A 16876-nucleotide genomic window follows, 5' to 3' on the forward strand; every position below is an offset into this window, starting at 1 on the left:
CTTTTTAATATTAGTAACTACAATACCATAGTAACCCGCTCATGCTCACTTAACTCGTAATACAGGTTATCCAGTTGTTCGCGGCTTTGCGCTTGTATATTCACTGTGACGGAAAGGTAATTTCCACCCTTGCTGGCGCGGCTGCTGACCGCGCCTTCTGTAATATCCCCACAATGACGGCGGATGATCTCCACCACCAGTCTATCAAAATCCGGGCTTGACTTGCCCATGACTTTAATGGGGAAATCGCAGGGAAAGTTAAACAGTTCTTCTTTTTTTTCAGTCATTATTGTACCAGTTGATTCAGTTCAAAAATCGGCATCAAAATCGCCAATACAATGGTTAATACCACGCCGCCCATCAATAAAATCAAAAGCGGCTCAAACAAACCTAAAGCCACTGCAATCAGACTTTGTACTTCATGTTCCTGATTTTGCGCAGCACGCTCCAGCATGGCTTCAAGCTCACCGCTGTTTTCACCGCTGGCGATTAAATGCAAGGTAATCGGGGGAAACAGTTTGCTTTGTGATAAGGCATTATACAGGCTGCTGCCTTCGCGCACACGCTCACTGGCTTTTTGCACTGCCTGACGCATGGGCAGGTTATTGAGCACTGCGGCTGCAATTTTTAATCCCTCCAGCAAAGGCACACCACTGGCATTGAGTATACTCAAAGTGCGGGTAAAACGCGCTGCCTGCACGCCGCGTTCCAGCCGCCCGATGACAGGTAAACGTAAAATCAGATGATGAAAATGTATTTTTGCCGATTCAAAACGCAACCAATAACGCATTGCCAGGAACAGCAATAGCACCGCAAAAAATAACAATAAACCCCAGCTATTTAAAAAGTCGCTGAGCTGAATTAAAAAGCGGGTCAGCCAAGGGAGTTCCTGCTGCAAGTGAGTGAATACCTGTACCACTTCCGGCACCACATAAGCCAACAAGCCAAAGACCACCAATAAGGCAACACTGCTGAGCAGGGCAGGATAAAACAAAGCCAGCAATACTCTATTTTGTAATTGCTGGCGGCTTTCAGTGTAATCTGCCAGACGCTCTAATACCACATCCAGATGCCCGGATTGTTCTCCTGCTGCCACTGTTGCCTGATAAATTTCTGGAAATGCTTGGGGAAATGCCTTTAAGCCCTCAGCCAGACTGTGGCCTTCCACCACTTTAGAGCGCACTGCCAGTATCAAGCTTTTTAAGGTGGCTTTTTCACTTTGTTCAGCCACTGCGCGTAAGGCTTCTTCCAGTGCTAATCCTGCTTTAACCAGCGTTGCCAGTTGCCTTGTCAACAATGCCAAATCAGCCGCCGACAACGAGCCGCCACGCCGCCTTTGCCGGGTATTTTTGCGAATGACCTCTTCAACACTAAGTGGTGTCAATTGCTGATCCCGCAAATGCTGGCGCACCTGACGCGGAGTGTCGCCTTCCTGCACACCTTTACAGGTGCGACCGGCGCTATTTAATGCAGTATATTCAAAAGCAGGCATTGGTTGTTAAATAGAGTAGAATGGAGAGGTTTAAACATTATCCAATAATAATGTCATGGATGAAGTAAAAATGCGATTTAATTTTTTTAATATTTTTATACTGATGGTGTTGTTGAGTACAGCATTTTTAAGTGTTCATGCCAATGAAGCATCAGATTTTGAGCACCAAACCGGATTAGCCTCCTATTACAGTGATAAATTACAAGGCAGAAGTACAGCCAGTGGTCAGCCCTATGATAAGGATAAATTAAGCGCAGCACACTTATCATTGCCTTTTGGTACCTTGCTTCGCGTGACCAATCTTGCTAATGGCAAGCATGTGATAATCCCCGTTAATGACCGGGGGCCGTATAGAGATAAACGTATTATTGATGTTTCCCGTAAAGCGGCAGAGGCTTTGGATATGATTTCAGCCGGTATTATCAAGGTGAGTATTGAAATACAAAAATAATTTCCTGTTCCCGGACAGACTTCCTTTGTTTCATTATCCTGTCACTTTACTGGCTATTTTTTTGCGTTTATGTTGTTTCTGTTTACCTGCTTTCCATTGCCGTAACTTACGATAAATAGTTGAGGCATCAATTTCCAGAAAAATAGCCGCTCTGGAAATATCGCCATCACACGCTTTTAAGGCAGTTTCTATGCATTCTTTTTCCATCTGCCATAATGGACGAATTTGCTGGCTGACTGGATAATGGGACTCCGGCCTGGAATCTAGTATTTCAGAGAAATGATTGTCGGCTAAATTTATATTATCACTGCCAGGCAACTGGTTTAATGGTTCAGGCAGCATATCCGGTGTCATATAACGTCCATCATTTAAAACCACTGTATTATGTATGACATTTTGCAATTGCCGAACATTGCCCGGCCAGTGATACTGATGTAACAGATAGGCAGTTTCAGGATTAAACCCGATAAAAGATTTTTGTTCCTGACGGCTATATTGTTCTAAAAAATATTGTGAAATCATTAAGATGTCATTGTCACGCTTGTGCAGGGCAGGCAGCCGAATCGGTACGACATTTAAGCGATAATACAAGTCTTCACGAAACTTTCCTTCATGTACATCTTTGTCAATGTCATGGTTCGTTGCGCAAATAAACCGTACATCAACTGTTTCCACTTGCGAATTGCCAATTTTCTGAAATTGCCCGGTTTGGATAAAACGTAATAATTTTCGTTGCGAGTCCAGCGGCATATCCGCGATTTCATCCAGAAACAGCGTACCTTTATGCGCCTGACTTGCCGCACCCTGCCGGTTCTGATGCGCACCGGTAAATGCACCTTTGACATGACCAAAAATTTCACTTTCTAACAAATTTTCAGGAATGGCTGCACAATTAATAGCAATAAAGGGTTGTTCTTTACGGCGACTTTCTGCATGAATGGCTTGTGCGCAGAGTTCTTTACCCGTGCCGCTCTCCCCGGTAATAAATACCGGGGCTTTACTGGTTGCAACTTGATCGATAATGCGATAGATCGTCTGCATGGCAATCGAAGCGCCGATAAAATCATGATAATGATCACGGGAAACACCTTGTTGATAGGTATTTTCCAATTCGATCAATGTTTGATGGCGTAAAGCATTGTGAATCGTCATCACTAAGCGTTCCGTGCCAAAAGGATATTCAATAAAATCCAATGCCTGATATTTTTTTGCCCAGTGTGCAATTTTTTGCTCTACACAACCAAACAAGACCAGTGCTGGCATATATTTTTTCAGGCTTGCGGCAAACTCAGATTCATGTGCCTGTAATTGTTCTAATGCCAACAGCACCAAGCGTGGAGACTGCGTTGCCAGGACTGACAGCGCATTATTGAGTTGATTAACGCGGACAACAGACCAGGAGATATCGGATAAACCATCAAAACAGGCATTGGGCTGAGTCCCCATCGTTTCTGCTTCAATCAGTAAAATATCAACATTCTGTCTGGAAGTCCGGTTTAAATTTATTTTATCCATCCTTACACGCGCATTAAAAAATTTAGCAAAAAATAGCGCAGTCACAGTATATAATGCAGCGCTGTCAGTAATAAGCAGGTTGCCCCTGCTAAACGTTAATGCAAAAATTGTTTCAGGTATGATGGGCGCATGAAAAAAATTATTTATTTGCTTTGTATCAGTGCAGCGATGGTGGTGTCTTTCAGCCATATTCAAGCACGGCTGGCGCAGACCAGGGCACAAAATGGTATTAATGAACACGTCCAAACGCTGGCTTTGTTAAAACAACAAAGTCAGCATTTATCTATGGCGCAGCAATTACGCTCTGATTTATTACCCAGCATTGCAAACTTGACTGCCAAAATTGAATGGGAAAAAGAGAATATTCAGGCCGCCCAGACCTTTGCCGCACCGGCGGTAATGTGGTTAGCCCTCAGTTTGTGGGCTTTGGCATTGTTATTGTGGCTTAAGTGGTTTCAACATCTGGCAAAAAAACGTAAGCCCTGGAAACGCAAAAGCAGCAGGATGCATTGGCAACAACAAGCCGTATTTTTTTCAGGTTTGGGCTTTTTGCTCGGTAGCATTTTGCTGCCATTGTTTTATGCGCGCGTGGATATGTGGATGGTCTTATCATTAGCCGGTGTTGGTGTTGCTGTCACCTTATTAGGCATACGTCTGATGAAACCGAAAAAAGCCAATGTCAGCAGAAATGTTTAGCAATTGTCAAGGAGGCTGTCCGAGAACACAAGACCTACTGCGGAAAAGCTGGATTTGGCCAGATTTCTCCCTTATTTTCGTTAAATAGAACCACTATTCGCCTCAAATAATGAAAAAATCTGATTCAAACCAGCTTCCCCTCGCTACGGCCTCTGTTCTCGGACAACCTCCTACTCATAAATTCCCGGAAACACCAAACCTTCCAGGTCTTGGAGACCTGGAAGGTTTTCAGAAATCAGGCATAGCCATGTCATTATCTCGCCGCTTATATCTGGAACAAATGGGCATTACCCTGTGGCAACGCCGCGATATCACCTCATCACAAGGCGCTGACTTAGTGCCTGATACCCCTACTGTCGCTAAAACCACAGTTGCAACAACAACCCAGCCTGATGCAATGACAATAAAAACGGAAACCTTAAACGAACTAGCACCAATACAGTTTGCCCAAGAGCCTGTCATTCAGAAACCTGTTGTCCAGGAACCTGATCCCCTTATCCAGCCCCCCGCAACAGTTGAAAACACGGAAGCAATGATGCTGGAGCCACCACCCGCCTGGTTGGATATACCGCCAGAAGTTGATTTTGATGATGGCTTTGAACCTGTATTTCCTGAAGGCTTAGCTGAGCCTGAAGTGCCGGACATGCCACCAGCACAAGCTATCATCGATCCCTGGGTCAAGCGCGCACAGGACATCAGCCAACTGGATTGGGATGCCTTGCAACAACAGGTCAGCGCCTGCCAGGATTGTCCACTGGCACAGACCCGTCAACATACAGTTTTTGGTATGGGAAATAAGCAAGCGAATTGGTTATTAATTGGTGAAGCGTCGGGGAGTGACGAGGATCGTCTGGGTGAGCCTTTTGTCGGGCGCGCAGGAAAATTGCTCAACGCCATGCTGACGGCAGTTGGCGCTAACCGGGAGCAGGTTTATATTGCCAATACCGTAAAATGCCATCCACCACACAACCGTGATCCCAACGCCCCGGAAATTAAACGTTGCGCGCCTTTTCTGGAGCGCCAGATTCAGTTGCTGCAACCGCGTTTGATTCTGGCGTTAGGCAAGGTTGCCGCGCAACGTCTGTTGCAAACTGAAGCCGCGATGGCAAGTTTTCGTCAGCAACAATATACCTACGGTGAAAATAAAATACCGCTGCTGGTGACTTATCACCCGGCATATTTATTACGCAGACCGAAAGAAAAAGCCAAAGCCTGGGAAGATTTACTGCGCGCTATCACCTTGGTGCCGGTGACAGGGCAGGATAGCCCATAATGGAAAGGCCTTCCAGCCTCCTAGCCCACTGCTGTCGCAACCTGCTCTATCAACAACTTCACCTGTTGATATTTCATTTTCATTGCCGCCTTATTCACCACCAGACGGGAGCTGATGTCAGCAATATGCTCCATCGGCTCCAGACCATTGGCACGCAGGGTGTTGCCGGTATCCACCACATCCACAATCCGATCCGCCATGCCCACCAGCGGGGCCAACTCCATTGAACCATATAACTTGATGATTTCGACCTGCTCCCCTTTGCTGGCAAAATAGGAACGTGCGACATTAACAAATTTGGTGGCAATGCGTAAGCGTTGTTGCTTAATCACTTTGTTGGGATCGCCAGCAACCATCAATTTACACTGGGCAATTTTTAAGTCCACGGGTTCATAAAGCTCATTGCTATCATATTCCAGCAAGACATCTTTCCCCGCCACACCGACATCCGCACCGCCGTGTTCAACATAAGTCGGCACATCTGTGGCGCGAATAATCACCAGTTCCACATCTTTCTGATTGGTAGGTAAAATCAGTTTACGTGATGTTTCGGGGCTTTCCAGGGGTTTGATGCCTGCCTGCGCCAGCAGCGGCAGAGTTTCTTTAAAAATACGGCCTTTTGAGAGTGCAATTCTTAACATGGACTGATCCTAGGGTACGCGACGGACGGTTGCGCCCAATTGGTTGAGTTTTTCTTCAATACATTCATAACCGCGATCCAGGTGATAAATGCGATCCACCAAGGTATCGCCTTCCGCTACCAATGCCGCTAATATCAAGCTGGCTGAAGCGCGTAAATCCGTTGCCATGACTGGCGCGGCATACAATTGTTCAACACCGGTGCAAATTGCGGTATTCGCTTCAAGTTTGATTTGCGCGCCCATGCGTTGTAATTCCTGAATATGCATAAAGCGATTTTCAAAAATCGTTTCCGTTACGGTTGCCGTGCCTTGAGCAATGGCATTCATGGCGCAGAATTGTGCCTGCATATCGGTGGGAAACGCAGGATAAGGCGCGGTATGAATATCTACGGCATGAGGACGACGGCCTTGCATATCCAGGGCAACCCAATCTTCGCCAGTGGTGATATGCGCGCCGGTTTCCCGTAGCTTGGCCAGCACCGCTTCTAAGGACTCAGGATCGGCATTTTTTAACTTGACCGCACCGCCAGTCATTGCAGCGGCTACCAGATAAGTCCCGGTTTCTATCCGATCCGGCAGCACGGTATGTTCGCCACCGTGCAGACTGTCCACGCCATCAATAACAATCGTGTCGGTACCTGCACCCTGAATCTTCGCGCCCATGGTAATCAGGCAATTCGCCAGATCCACCACTTCCGGCTCACGCGCCGCATTTTCAATAATGGTTTGCCCCTGTGCCAGCGTTGCCGCCATCATTAAATTTTCCGTGCCGGTGACGGTGATGATGTCCAGATACAAGGTAGTACCTTGCAAACGCTTGGCTTTGGCGCGGATATAACCATTTTCCACATGAATGTCCGCACCCATCGCCTGCAAGCCTTGTATATGCAGATTCACCGGTCTGGAACCAATGGCGCAACCACCCGGCAACGAGACTTCCGCTTCGCCAAAATGTGCCAGCAAAGGCCCCAGCACCAGCACCGAAGCGCGCATGGTTTTAACCAGATCATAAGGTGCAGCATAGTTATTAATGCTGCGGCTATCCACTTCCACGTTAAGACGCTCATCCACCAGCACTTTCGCGCCCGTGTGACCCAGCAAACCAATCATGGTGGTAATATCACGCAAATGCGGTACATTTTTAATCTGTATCGGCGCATCTGCCAGCAGGGTTGCCGCCAGAATCGGCAATGCCGCATTTTTGGAACCGGAAACCCGAATTTCACCCTGTAAGGTCTGACCGCCACTAACCAGTAATTTATCCATGCGCCGCGCCTGGAAGCTGGGTTGTAATGGATAAGGCATGAATCTCTTCCGTTGCCATGCGTTGTCCCAGCGAAGCATACACCAACTGATGTTGCTTAACCCGGCTCAAACCCGCAAATGCCGGACTGATAACCGTTGCTTCAAAATGCCGCCCGTCACCGCTGACCGAGACTTGCGCATCCGCGATGTCTGCCTCAATCAAGGCTTTGATTTGTTCAGGTGTGATGTTCATCATAATTCCAGATACACATAAAACGGGTAATTTTACTTTTTATGGACTGAGAATGTAAGGTATTTATTGCACATGACATTTTACTTATGCCGGAAACTGCTGTTTTCTGGAATTTCCAGCTTCTCATAAGCCGGTTTGCCGCGTTTTTTCAAATCCGCCAGCACATTGCGCACTTCCTGTATGGTGACATGGGTGCCGTGCAAACGCACAGGTACGCCGGTGCCGGGGGTCATATAAAACATATCGCCATTACCCAGCAGATTTTCTGCGCCGGTTTTGCCCAGCATGTTACGGGACAGGTTGGCGTTATCGACCTGGAAACAGATACGGGTGGGAAAATTGGTTTTCATTAAACCCGTTACCACATTAACGCCGGGTTCGCGGGTGGCAAGAATCAAGTGAATACCAGAGGCGCGGGCTTTTTGTGCCAAGCGGGTAATTAATTCTTCAATTTCCCGACCATCTTCACCGGCAGTGATTTCAGCAATTTCATGCACGATCATCACAATGTAAGGAATCGGCGATAAGCTGATAGGGATGCCGCCCTGAGTTTCCTGCACTTCCGAGGCCTTAACCTTACGGTTATAACCATCAATATTGCGCACGCCCAAATCTGCCATAAGGCGATAACGCCGCTCCATTTCTGCCACCGTCCAGCGAAACGCCTGCTGCACCTTTTCTGGCGAGTGAATAATCGGCGTGAACAAATGCAGCAAATCCTTATAACGGGATAAAGCCTGATGCTTGGAATCCAGCATTAACAGGCGCACTTCATCAGATGTGGCCTTATATAGCAAACTGAGCACCGCGCTGTGTATGGCAGTATCAATATCATCACCGTTTTGCCCAGCCATCAGCAGGTGGGGCATACGCGCCAAATCCACAATAACAGCATTGCCGCTGGTTTCTTTCCCCAGTGCCAGGGTCAGGGGCGAGCGACTGTCCTGATACGCTTTCATGAGTAACAGACTGGATAAGGGAATTTGTTCAGGATTGGTCTTTGGTACTTCAAAAATAATGAGTTCCGGCGTGGCTTCAACCATGCGCAGATGTGATAAGTTTAATTCTTTAGTCAGACGCTGAATCAACGGATCAAGCTGGCTGAGTTTGGGGGAAGGCTGAATTTCCACGCGGCTGACCACCGGCCCTGGATAAATGCCTTTTAATACCGCTACCGAACGCAGTTTTTTCAAAATACTTTCAATTTTGGCCTTTAATATCGCCGGGTCAATGTAAACCTGCTCATCACTTGTTGCTGGTGCGTCATCAATCGCGGGATCACCGGGTAATAATAGATTGTTTAACGCCGGTAGTGTGGGTGCTTGATTTTTTTCAGAAAGCGTTTCTGCTTTAGATGACTGTTTATTGCTTGCTTTAGCAGACTTTGGGGTTAGGCTATCAGACTTTGAAACAGCAGAGGCCACTGGTTTTTCAGCGCTTGTTGTTCTCTGTTGTTGGTTTGCCGCAGGTTTAACCGGTGTTTTAGTCGCAGTTTTTTTCTGGACGGTTGCCGTCTCATCCTGTTCACTTTCATCAAGAGGCTCATCCTGCTCAAATGCCTGGTATTTTTCCTGGTGTTTTTCCTGCACCTTCTGCCATTGCTGTTGCGCCTGCACCAGCCCTTTTTCACTCCAAAACCATAACCAGTGAAAAAGTTGACTTAAATAGTTGGAAATCAACGGCAGCACAACTTCAGCCAGATATTGGCGCATAATCGGCAGATAATGCAAAGTATAAGCACCCAGCTTATCCATTAAGCGCACCCAGGACATACCCGTCAGCAGCGTGATACCGGTAAAAAATAATACCAATAACAGCAATGTTGCGCCCAGTGAGCTGATCATGTCTTTCAGGCCGTTGCCTATCCAGCCCCCCAATACACCACCTGCGTGACTAGGCAACAAGGCACTTTCTGCGGCAAAATGCACAATCGCCAAGCCGCAGCCTGCGGTCAGGGTCAGCAGAAAACCAAAACCGGGAACTATCAGATGTTTGGGTTCAGCTAATAAATCATGGTGACGGCCTTTATAAATCAACCAGCCCAGATAACCGACCATAAAAGCAAACAGATAGGCAAAATAACCAAACCAGTTAAAAAACAGGTCTGCAAACAGCGCACCTGCCAAACCGCCTTTATTATGGATTTCCACGGCAGCTTCGCTGTTATGGGAAAAACCGGGATCCAGGGGATAATAGGTGGCTAAAGACACAAACAAATAAAGCGCAGCAAAGCAGAAGAAAATAAAAACAATTTCCCGTAACCCGGTACCGATTAACTTGCTGTTGCTGGCGAGCTTTTTATTACGACGCGCCTGACTCACTGTTTTTCCTCATATAGGCTGATGTTACGCAAATATTTTTTTTGTGCTTTAAGGCACAAAAAAATAATATCAAATTCAGCGTATTTTAACCTGAAATCATAAATATGCATGGATTAATTAAGTAACTGTTAGGAGTGAGGATGAAATAAGTGCAGGAACTGGGCACAGGATTTTTATTCATTTTCAAGGCATGAAAACAGGCGCATAGCAAGCTATGTAACTGTTTTCACAACGCAGAAAATGGAGAAAAAGACCAGCCCAGTTTCTGAAGTTATAAAATTCTCACTCCTTATGGATTTACATTGATAATTAAAGGTTTATAGCTATTGCCTGACAATTTTTGTAAACCGTAAACCCTTTATCTATTCCCTGAATAAGTTTGGTGTCTCCGCAGCCGTGCTGATGCGCCTGCGATGGGCCAGGGCTAATTCTGCGGCTTCTTTAATATGCTCAGAGTTCACCGTCTTTTCCCCTTCAAATGCAGCGATCACACGCGCTGTTTTATAAATTGCAATATCTGAACGCATCCCGTCAATTTGCGCAATCCCACAAATATGAGCGATCTCTTCCAGAGACGCTTCACTCACTTCCACCTGATTGAGATAAGCGCGCGCGCGTTCAATTTTCCGGGCAAGTTCTTGTTCTACATTTTGCCATTGCTGGAAAAATGCACGAGGGTTTTTATTGTACGCCATGCAGCGTTTGATAATTTCATAGCGGTCTTTTAAATCCATGCGACTATCTGTAATCACGTACAAACCAAAGCGATCCAACAACTGAGGATGCAACTCTCTGCTATCGGGATTGGTCGTTGCCACCAAGATAATATCTGCCTGATGATCAAACGTCACGCCTTCACGCTCAACCCGGTTCACGGTACTGGTGACGGCCTCCAATATCACCGCCAGCAAATCATCACGAAAGTGATTAATATTATCAATATATAAAATACCCCGATTTGCGCGCGCCAATAAACCCGGTTCAAAATGCCGCTCGCCGGTTTGTAATACTTTTTCAACTTCCAGTATACCAGCCACCTGCTCTATGTTGCTGCTCAGGGGTAAGGTTAAAAACGGCGTGGGTACGCGCACAAACTCCTGGGTTCTGATACCTTTTCTGGGTGCCAGATTAAAAGCACTGCCCGGAATCATGCTAATTTCCGGCAATAAGGCTGGCAGTGCGCGCACCGTGGTGGTTTTTGCCGTGCCACGGGTGCCGGTGATCAAAACGCCACCAATTGCCGGGTCTATGGTATTAAAGATCAGCGCCCGTTTCATGCTCTGCTGACCAACAATGGCGGTAAAAGGATAAGGAGGTAAGTTCATATCAGCTTAATCTTTTGCTTTTTTAACCAGAATCTCAAATTTTCGCATCGTATAAGCCCGCCCGTTGCGCTCAATCTGACAGCCTGTTCCAGGTTTTAAGATTTTACCGGCAACCCAGGCTTTTTTGCGCTGAACCCGGCAAATGTATAAAAGATAAGCTTCATCTGCATCTTCCGCGCCACCAATGACTGCATTTTCAGGAATTGGCCCGGTTTGGTAAGCCTGCCAGATATAATCAGCCTGTTTGAGCAACACCTCATAATGTGGCGCGCGATTGGTACGACCCGACACGGTTATCAGACAAGCTCTGGATTGTTGGCTGAGCTTGCCAGGGTGCATAGCTTTATTATAATGCGCCCGACAAACATACCAGCGCTTACTGTCTACTGGCGTGAGCATATCAACCGGCATGGGGTTATCCGGCAACATGCCACGCTTCATCCGCTGCCACTGACCTTCCTCATCCGCAAACAGCAAATGCACCCAACCCGATAACAATACAATAATGCTTAATTTTATTAACCTGTTCATGCCTGAAAATAATAAACCAGTTTCATGTGAATCAAAAGTAAATTGTGTATTTTCTGCATAAAGTCACATATTCTCCGACTTATATTAAGGACTAAACAACCACCCGCTTGAAGCTGCGGGGCTAGAAAACCTGGTGGCTGAAAGCCGGGATACAAGGCGAACAAGCCCTGTTATTTATATTTTTCAGCCCTATTTGTCACTTGTCTGAATGCAATGGGTCTGATAAGTTACCTAATCATCAGCATCATTATCAAGGTGGCCTCACATGAGCAAGCAGACATCCGCATCATCTGCCGAATTAATTGCAAACGGCAGCCAGAACTTTATCCGGCAAGTCACTGTCTTCAGTCAACGCGCCCACGTCAGCCGCCGTGTTAATGCCTCGGCAACCATCGGGCTGAATCGTTTTGCGATTGAAGTCACCGCATTTGAAGTGGATGCGGATTCCGTGCAAGCGCGGGTATTTGGTGAAGGCGAAATCCTTGCCGTGCAATATCAACGCATTCCCGTACCGCAGATTGTGCAGGCGGACTTAAAAGCACTGGATGCGCAGGAACGTCAATTACGCCAGCAAAAAGACACGCTAAAAGCCAAGTTAAGCAGCGTACAACGCCAGCAAACTTTCCTCGATGCCGTTGCCAATTTTTCCAGCGTTGAAGTCCCCAAAGAAATCCAGACCAATATGCCAACGATTGGACATTTACAGGATTTATTACAATATCTGGATGACAATGCCCAGACGCTGCTGGAGCGCGAACAAAGCTTAAAAGCCGACATAGAAAACCTGGATAAAGAGCTGGGCGCAGTGCAGCAACACCTCAAACAATTACGGGTGAATCAAACCAAAAAAAATCAGCCGGAAAAAACCGTCATCGAAGTTCTGTTCCAATCTCGGCAGGCACAGCCGGTTGAAATTGAAGCCTCTTATGTGGCAGGGCGGGCAAGCTGGTTGCCTATTTATAAAGCCGATGTCAGTGCCAGTCATGACATCAGCCTTACCCTGTTTGCACAAATCAAGCAAAACACCGGCGAAAACTGGTCAAACAGTACGCTCAAAGTCTCCAACGCCATGCCCGTTACCACGGGCGCTTTGCCTGAAATCCAGTCCTGGATATTACATGAGTCTATGGCCTATTTATCAGAATCCCTGGATTTGGAAAAAACCGCATTATGCGCAAGCGCCATTGAGGCTGGCGCAGCACCCATGCAGGCTGCCGCAGCCATGCAACGCGCACCGGAAGCGCATTTTGCCCAGGCCAGCAGCACGGACAAAGGTACGCATTTTGAGTACGAACTGCCAAATCCCGTTGATTTAAGCAGCGGTGCGCGGGAATCCCTGTTACCCCTGCGGCGTTATTCTCCTCCCGGTAAATTTTTCCACTACACCATCCCCAGCGAGGAATCACTGGTCTATTGGGTATGCCGCTTATTACCCGATGCCGGTCTGCCCAGTGGACGCTTAAATATTCATTTTGACGGGGAATATATTGGCAAAACCCTGTTCACTGAAAAACGTCCCGGTGAAGATTTATTATTAAACCTCGGTGTTGAACGCCATATTAAAGTGCTGCGCGAGCAACTAGCCAACCAGAAAACCGAAACCTTTTTCAGCAAGGTGGAGCGCCACACCTTCACCCGCGAACTGGGTTTTAATCTGATAGTGGAAAACCTGAAAGCAGAAGCCGTCACCGTGCTGGTATTAGATGCGATTCCCGTCAGCGACACGGATCGTTATCAGGTCAAGGAAGTGACCCTCAACCCACAACCGGACGAGCGCGACTGGCAGGACAAAAAAGGCGTGATGGCCTGGCGCTTAAAACTGGAACCCAATCAGGAGCAACGCATACAACAGACTTATTTGGTGAAATATCCTAAGGATAATCCGCCTGAGGGTATTGATTAGGAGGCTGTCCGAGAACTCTGTTTTTCAAAAAATCGGGATTTTAACTCATTGATAAGTAATGAGTTAAATTTAGCAAAATCGCTGATTTTGCTATTCTCGGACAGCCTCCTAGCCTGAAAATCTAAAAACTTTAAAGATGCCCAAGTTTTGGCTCTCATCCTTATACATAAGTTACACGGATATGTTTTCCGCAAAACCAGCCCCATCGGGGCAAAACATACTAGGAGGCTGTCCGAGAACAGAGGCCGTAGCGAGGGAAAGCTGGTTTGAGGCAGATTTTTTCATTATTTGAGGCGAATATTGGGTATATTTAACGAAAATAAGGGAGAAATCTGACCAAATCCAGCTTTTCCGCAGTAGGTCTTGTGTTCTCGGACAGCCTCCTAGCCCAGGGCAACGCCCTGGGTTTGTAATGTGATGATACCAGAGCCCTGAAAGGGCGATACATAAATGATGCACCTTCTGATGTATCGCCCTTTCAGGGCTCTAATTCAACAAAACAACCTACCTGGGGCGCTGCCCCAGGCTGGTATGTATATCCCTTTCAGGGCTAAAAGGTCTCAAAGAGACTTGTGTATAAAAGACTTGGCCGGATGACGACACCCACCGCCTGCTGGCTGGGTGTTCACCCATAGATGGTTTTGCTGCTTGTTTGCAAGGAAAAGAATATTCCCATTTTGGTGAGATCGTGTTTCATAAGCAACCAGACAGAGTTTGGCATGGCTACCTCGACCCACGCCAAGCTATCCCTCGTGATCATATAGAAAAAGCCGCTGAAGAAGCTGGCGTGTCTACCAATAAAATAGACGAAACCGTACAATCTTTGTCAGCACATATGGGGTGGGACATAACAATCGGCAGTGAACAGGGAATAATTAACAATGAAGGCAGTGAGGATAGCGAACAGTGAGAACTTTGAGGGTTTTCATTGTTCATTGTGTATTGCTCATTGATATAAGTCAGAGTCACAGGAGTAAAGATTATGGAGCTTTCCGCAGTTCAATACATATCAGATAAACAAGGCCACACTACCGGTGTTGTGGTGCCGATTGAATTATGGCAGCGTATTCAAAAAATGATGGAAGAAAAGATACCAACACAAGAAGTAAATGCCTGGGATACGCTGCAAAATTTAACTGGCAGCCTCAGTGCCCCCTCTGATTGGGCGGAGGAGCACGACCATTATCTTTATGGCACCAATAAGCAAAAAACGAAGCAATCATGAAACCAGCCCGCTTATTTCTTGATACAGCTTTTGTGCAAGCACTGCTGAATAAAAACGATGACTATCACGAAGTTGCCAAAACCTTGTTCCCGACACTGCGCACAGCGGCGGAAGTGTGGACAAGCGAAGCGGTTTTAGTGGAAATCGGCAACGCTTTGAGCGCTACACAACGGGATACCGCTGTGCGTTTTATTGAGCAATGTTATACCACGCCCAACATGCATGTTGTCAGCGTGGATACCGCATTATTGCACAAGGCGCTGGCTTTATACCGCAAGCGTAACGATAAGGACTGGGGGCTGACCGACTGTATTTCTTTCGTAGTCATGCAGGAGCAGACATTATGCGAAGCTATGACGATAGACCGGCATTTTATTCAGGCTGGGTTTCGGGCATTGATGCGGGAACAAAAGGCATAAATTGTGAATGAGCAATAAAACAGATGGCGCTGCCAATATTTCCAGCATTACAATCACCTACGATGCTATTAACCCACCAGGGTTAAATAAATTGCCATTGAAGGTTAAAGAAGCCTTGCCAATCTTATACGAACGGGCGCAACGTGGCGATAAACTGGTTATTCAGGAATTGGAAGCCTTGTGGTCTCAATATCCGAAAGTGCCGAATTTCTCCAATTACTTGAGTGTTGCCTATGACCGAAGCGGTCAGCGTGACAAAACGGAAGCCTTGCTGGAGGAATCATATCGGCGCTATCCCAATTATTTGTTTGCCAGAACCAACTACGCACTGATTTGTTTGACTCGACACCAAGACCCAAAGAAAGCTTTTAAAATTTTAGGTGGTGTCCATGATCTGAAAGCATTATATCCGCGCCGCAATATGTTTCATATCACCGAAGTGCTGAGTTTCTACAGCACACTTGCTTTGTATTATCACGCTATTGGCAAAAAAGAGGCGAGCTGGCGATGGTATGAAATACTCAAAGAGCTTGACCCAGATCACCATCTGGTTAAACAGTTAAAACGAAAAATAAAACCTTCACTCATGCAACGTTTACTGAAGCCTCTGATTAAATGGGCACAGAATAAAGCTGCTGAAGATAAGTCGTGACACGCCAGCGTCGTAACCATTCAGACCCCGATTATTTTTTGCCGCAGAATATGCAGAAAATACAGAAAATACAGAAAATACAGAAAATAACCTAAAGTTAATCCATTCTGCGTATTTCAGCGAATTCTGCGGCGAAATCTACAATACGGGGCTGAAAAGCTTATCCTGCCTCATGTATTGGATAGCACACAATACTACACACGGCGCAGGCACGCCGCTACGGGTTCCCACGCATGGCGCGTGGGAACCAGAGAAGTTTGAAGACTGTTCTAAAACCTCTGCGTCTTTGCGCCTCTGCGGGAAGAAATTTGACGGTTTGATGACGGTTAGCAACTTTAGACAGGATAAAACCGTCCAGGTCTTAAAGACCTGGACGGTTTACGGTATTGAACTGTCCTGTATTAAGTTGGTGGCCTGAAAAGCATTAGTTTCTTATCTTTTGTATTACAATATATTACAAAAGGCAGCTAAAGAGGCACCATATGAAGACTGAAATGCTAAGCACCCGAATTGATCATGACACCAAAACCGCTTTTACCAGGATATGTGACGAAGTAGGACTCAGTCCGTCACAAGCAGTAAAGCTCTTTGCCCGCGCCGTTATCAATTATGGCGGTATACCTTTTGAGCTAAAAACCCGTCAACCCAATGAACAGACTGTTGCCGCAATGAATGAGTTAATCCAGGGGGAAGGTCAAAAAGCCGATTCCCGATATTGTGGAGGTGGGTCATGTTATTTCCAGGCTGCAAAGAGGTGAAGCGTTGGATGCAAAATATGTCGATCATCAACTAACAGGCAATTGGGCCGGATTTCGTGACTGTCATATAAAACCGGACTTGGTTTTAATTTATCGTATTGCCGGCGAAATATTGCAGCTTGCGCGGATTGGTTCACATGGTGAGTTGTTTTAGGCGAATGTAGAAGCACTCCATA

At 46.5% G+C, this 16876-nt stretch carries 19 protein-coding genes; 10 read left to right on the plus strand and 9 right to left on the minus strand.

Features of this window, described 5'->3' with window-relative positions; translation table 11 throughout:
• Positions 1-17: 17 nt before the first annotated feature.
• Complete coding sequence (locus QUF61_RS02615; protein WP_289680315.1) at positions 18-287, minus strand: HP0495 family protein; 270 nt, start codon at positions 285-287, stop codon at positions 18-20.
• Positions 287-1492, minus strand: coding sequence for a type II secretion system inner membrane protein GspF (gspF, locus tag QUF61_RS02620; protein ID WP_289680316.1), 1206 nt, complete (start codon positions 1490-1492; stop codon positions 287-289). Before gspF ends, QUF61_RS02615 begins: the two co-directional genes overlap by 1 nt.
• 70 nt (positions 1493-1562) lie before the next feature.
• Between gspF and QUF61_RS02625 the strand changes: the two genes are divergently transcribed.
• Entirely contained in the window at positions 1563-1943 is a 381-nt protein-coding gene (locus tag QUF61_RS02625; protein WP_289680317.1) for a septal ring lytic transglycosylase RlpA family protein, read from the plus strand.
• Positions 1944-1976: 33 nt separating this feature from the next.
• Here the strand turns inward: QUF61_RS02625 and QUF61_RS02630 are convergent, their stop codons facing one another.
• Complete coding sequence (locus QUF61_RS02630) at positions 1977-3458, minus strand: sigma-54-dependent transcriptional regulator (protein WP_177428519.1); 1482 nt, start codon at positions 3456-3458, stop codon at positions 1977-1979.
• A gap of 129 nt (positions 3459-3587) precedes the next feature.
• On the opposite strand from QUF61_RS02630, the gene QUF61_RS02635 reads away from it, so the two are divergent.
• The gene (locus tag QUF61_RS02635) at positions 3588-4154 is read left to right on the plus strand and encodes a hypothetical protein (protein ID WP_289680320.1); all 567 of its coding nucleotides are present in this window, start codon (positions 3588-3590) and stop codon (positions 4152-4154) included.
• A gap of 247 nt (positions 4155-4401) precedes the next feature.
• Positions 4402-5427: a uracil-DNA glycosylase gene (locus QUF61_RS02640; RefSeq protein WP_289680322.1), complete on the plus strand. Its 1026-nt coding sequence runs from the start codon at positions 4402-4404 to the stop codon at positions 5425-5427.
• Positions 5428-5447: 20 nt separating this feature from the next.
• On the opposite strand, the gene hisG is transcribed toward QUF61_RS02640, so the two are convergent.
• The 6 genes from hisG to QUF61_RS02670 all read right to left on the minus strand — a co-directional run bounded on the left by hisG (position 5448) and on the right by QUF61_RS02670 (position 11743).
• Positions 5448-6068, minus strand: coding sequence for an ATP phosphoribosyltransferase (gene hisG / locus QUF61_RS02645; protein WP_103920927.1), 621 nt, complete (start codon positions 6066-6068; stop codon positions 5448-5450).
• A 9-nt stretch (positions 6069-6077) separates the two neighbouring features.
• Positions 6078-7334 carry a UDP-N-acetylglucosamine 1-carboxyvinyltransferase gene (gene murA, locus QUF61_RS02650; RefSeq protein WP_103920928.1) on the minus strand — a complete coding sequence of 419 codons (1257 nt, stop codon included), beginning with the start codon at positions 7332-7334 and terminating at the stop codon, positions 6078-6080.
• Positions 7327-7569 carry a BolA family protein gene (locus QUF61_RS02655; RefSeq protein ID WP_306438052.1) on the minus strand — a complete coding sequence of 81 codons (243 nt, stop codon included), beginning with the start codon at positions 7567-7569 and terminating at the stop codon, positions 7327-7329. Before QUF61_RS02655 ends, murA begins: the two co-directional genes overlap by 8 nt.
• 77 nt (positions 7570-7646) lie before the next feature.
• Positions 7647-9887 (minus strand): DNA translocase FtsK, encoded by a 2241-nt coding sequence (locus QUF61_RS02660; RefSeq protein WP_289680325.1) that lies wholly within the window; start codon positions 9885-9887, stop codon positions 7647-7649.
• Between the two features lie 362 nt (positions 9888-10249).
• On the minus strand, positions 10250-11212 hold the full coding sequence (locus QUF61_RS02665) for a magnesium chelatase ATPase subunit I (protein WP_103920931.1): 963 nt from the start codon (positions 11210-11212) through the stop codon (positions 10250-10252).
• A 6-nt stretch (positions 11213-11218) separates the two neighbouring features.
• Complete coding sequence (locus QUF61_RS02670; protein WP_103920932.1) at positions 11219-11743, minus strand: DM9 repeat-containing protein; 525 nt, start codon at positions 11741-11743, stop codon at positions 11219-11221.
• Positions 11744-12008: 265 nt separating this feature from the next.
• Between QUF61_RS02670 and QUF61_RS02675 the strand changes: the two genes are divergently transcribed.
• The 7 genes from QUF61_RS02675 to QUF61_RS02705 all read left to right on the plus strand — a co-directional run bounded on the left by QUF61_RS02675 (position 12009) and on the right by QUF61_RS02705 (position 16854).
• Complete coding sequence (locus tag QUF61_RS02675; protein ID WP_289680328.1) at positions 12009-13646, plus strand: mucoidy inhibitor MuiA family protein; 1638 nt, start codon at positions 12009-12011, stop codon at positions 13644-13646.
• 652 nt (positions 13647-14298) lie between these two features.
• A complete protein-coding gene (locus QUF61_RS02680; RefSeq protein WP_103920934.1) occupies positions 14299-14556 on the plus strand; it encodes a hypothetical protein in 258 nt (85 codons plus the stop codon).
• Between the two features lie 72 nt (positions 14557-14628).
• The gene (locus tag QUF61_RS02685; protein WP_289680329.1) at positions 14629-14871 is read left to right on the plus strand and encodes a hypothetical protein; all 243 of its coding nucleotides are present in this window, start codon (positions 14629-14631) and stop codon (positions 14869-14871) included.
• Positions 14868-15290, plus strand: coding sequence for a type II toxin-antitoxin system VapC family toxin (locus QUF61_RS02690; RefSeq protein WP_103920936.1), 423 nt, complete (start codon positions 14868-14870; stop codon positions 15288-15290). The genes QUF61_RS02685 and QUF61_RS02690 overlap by 4 nt, the downstream gene beginning before the upstream one ends.
• Before the next feature lie 7 nt (positions 15291-15297).
• Positions 15298-15942 carry a tetratricopeptide repeat protein gene (locus tag QUF61_RS02695; protein ID WP_103920937.1) on the plus strand — a complete coding sequence of 215 codons (645 nt, stop codon included), beginning with the start codon at positions 15298-15300 and terminating at the stop codon, positions 15940-15942.
• Positions 15943-16424: 482 nt separating this feature from the next.
• A complete protein-coding gene (locus QUF61_RS02700) occupies positions 16425-16700 on the plus strand; it encodes a type II toxin-antitoxin system RelB/DinJ family antitoxin (protein ID WP_289680330.1) in 276 nt (91 codons plus the stop codon).
• Positions 16666-16854 (plus strand): type II toxin-antitoxin system YafQ family toxin, encoded by a 189-nt coding sequence (locus tag QUF61_RS02705; protein WP_289680331.1) that lies wholly within the window; start codon positions 16666-16668, stop codon positions 16852-16854. Before QUF61_RS02700 ends, QUF61_RS02705 begins: the two co-directional genes overlap by 35 nt.
• Positions 16855-16876 lie beyond the last annotated feature (22 nt).

Source organism: Candidatus Venteria ishoeyi (genome assembly GCF_030378065.1).
Classification (GTDB): Bacteria; Pseudomonadota; Gammaproteobacteria; order Beggiatoales; family Beggiatoaceae; genus Venteria; species Venteria ishoeyi.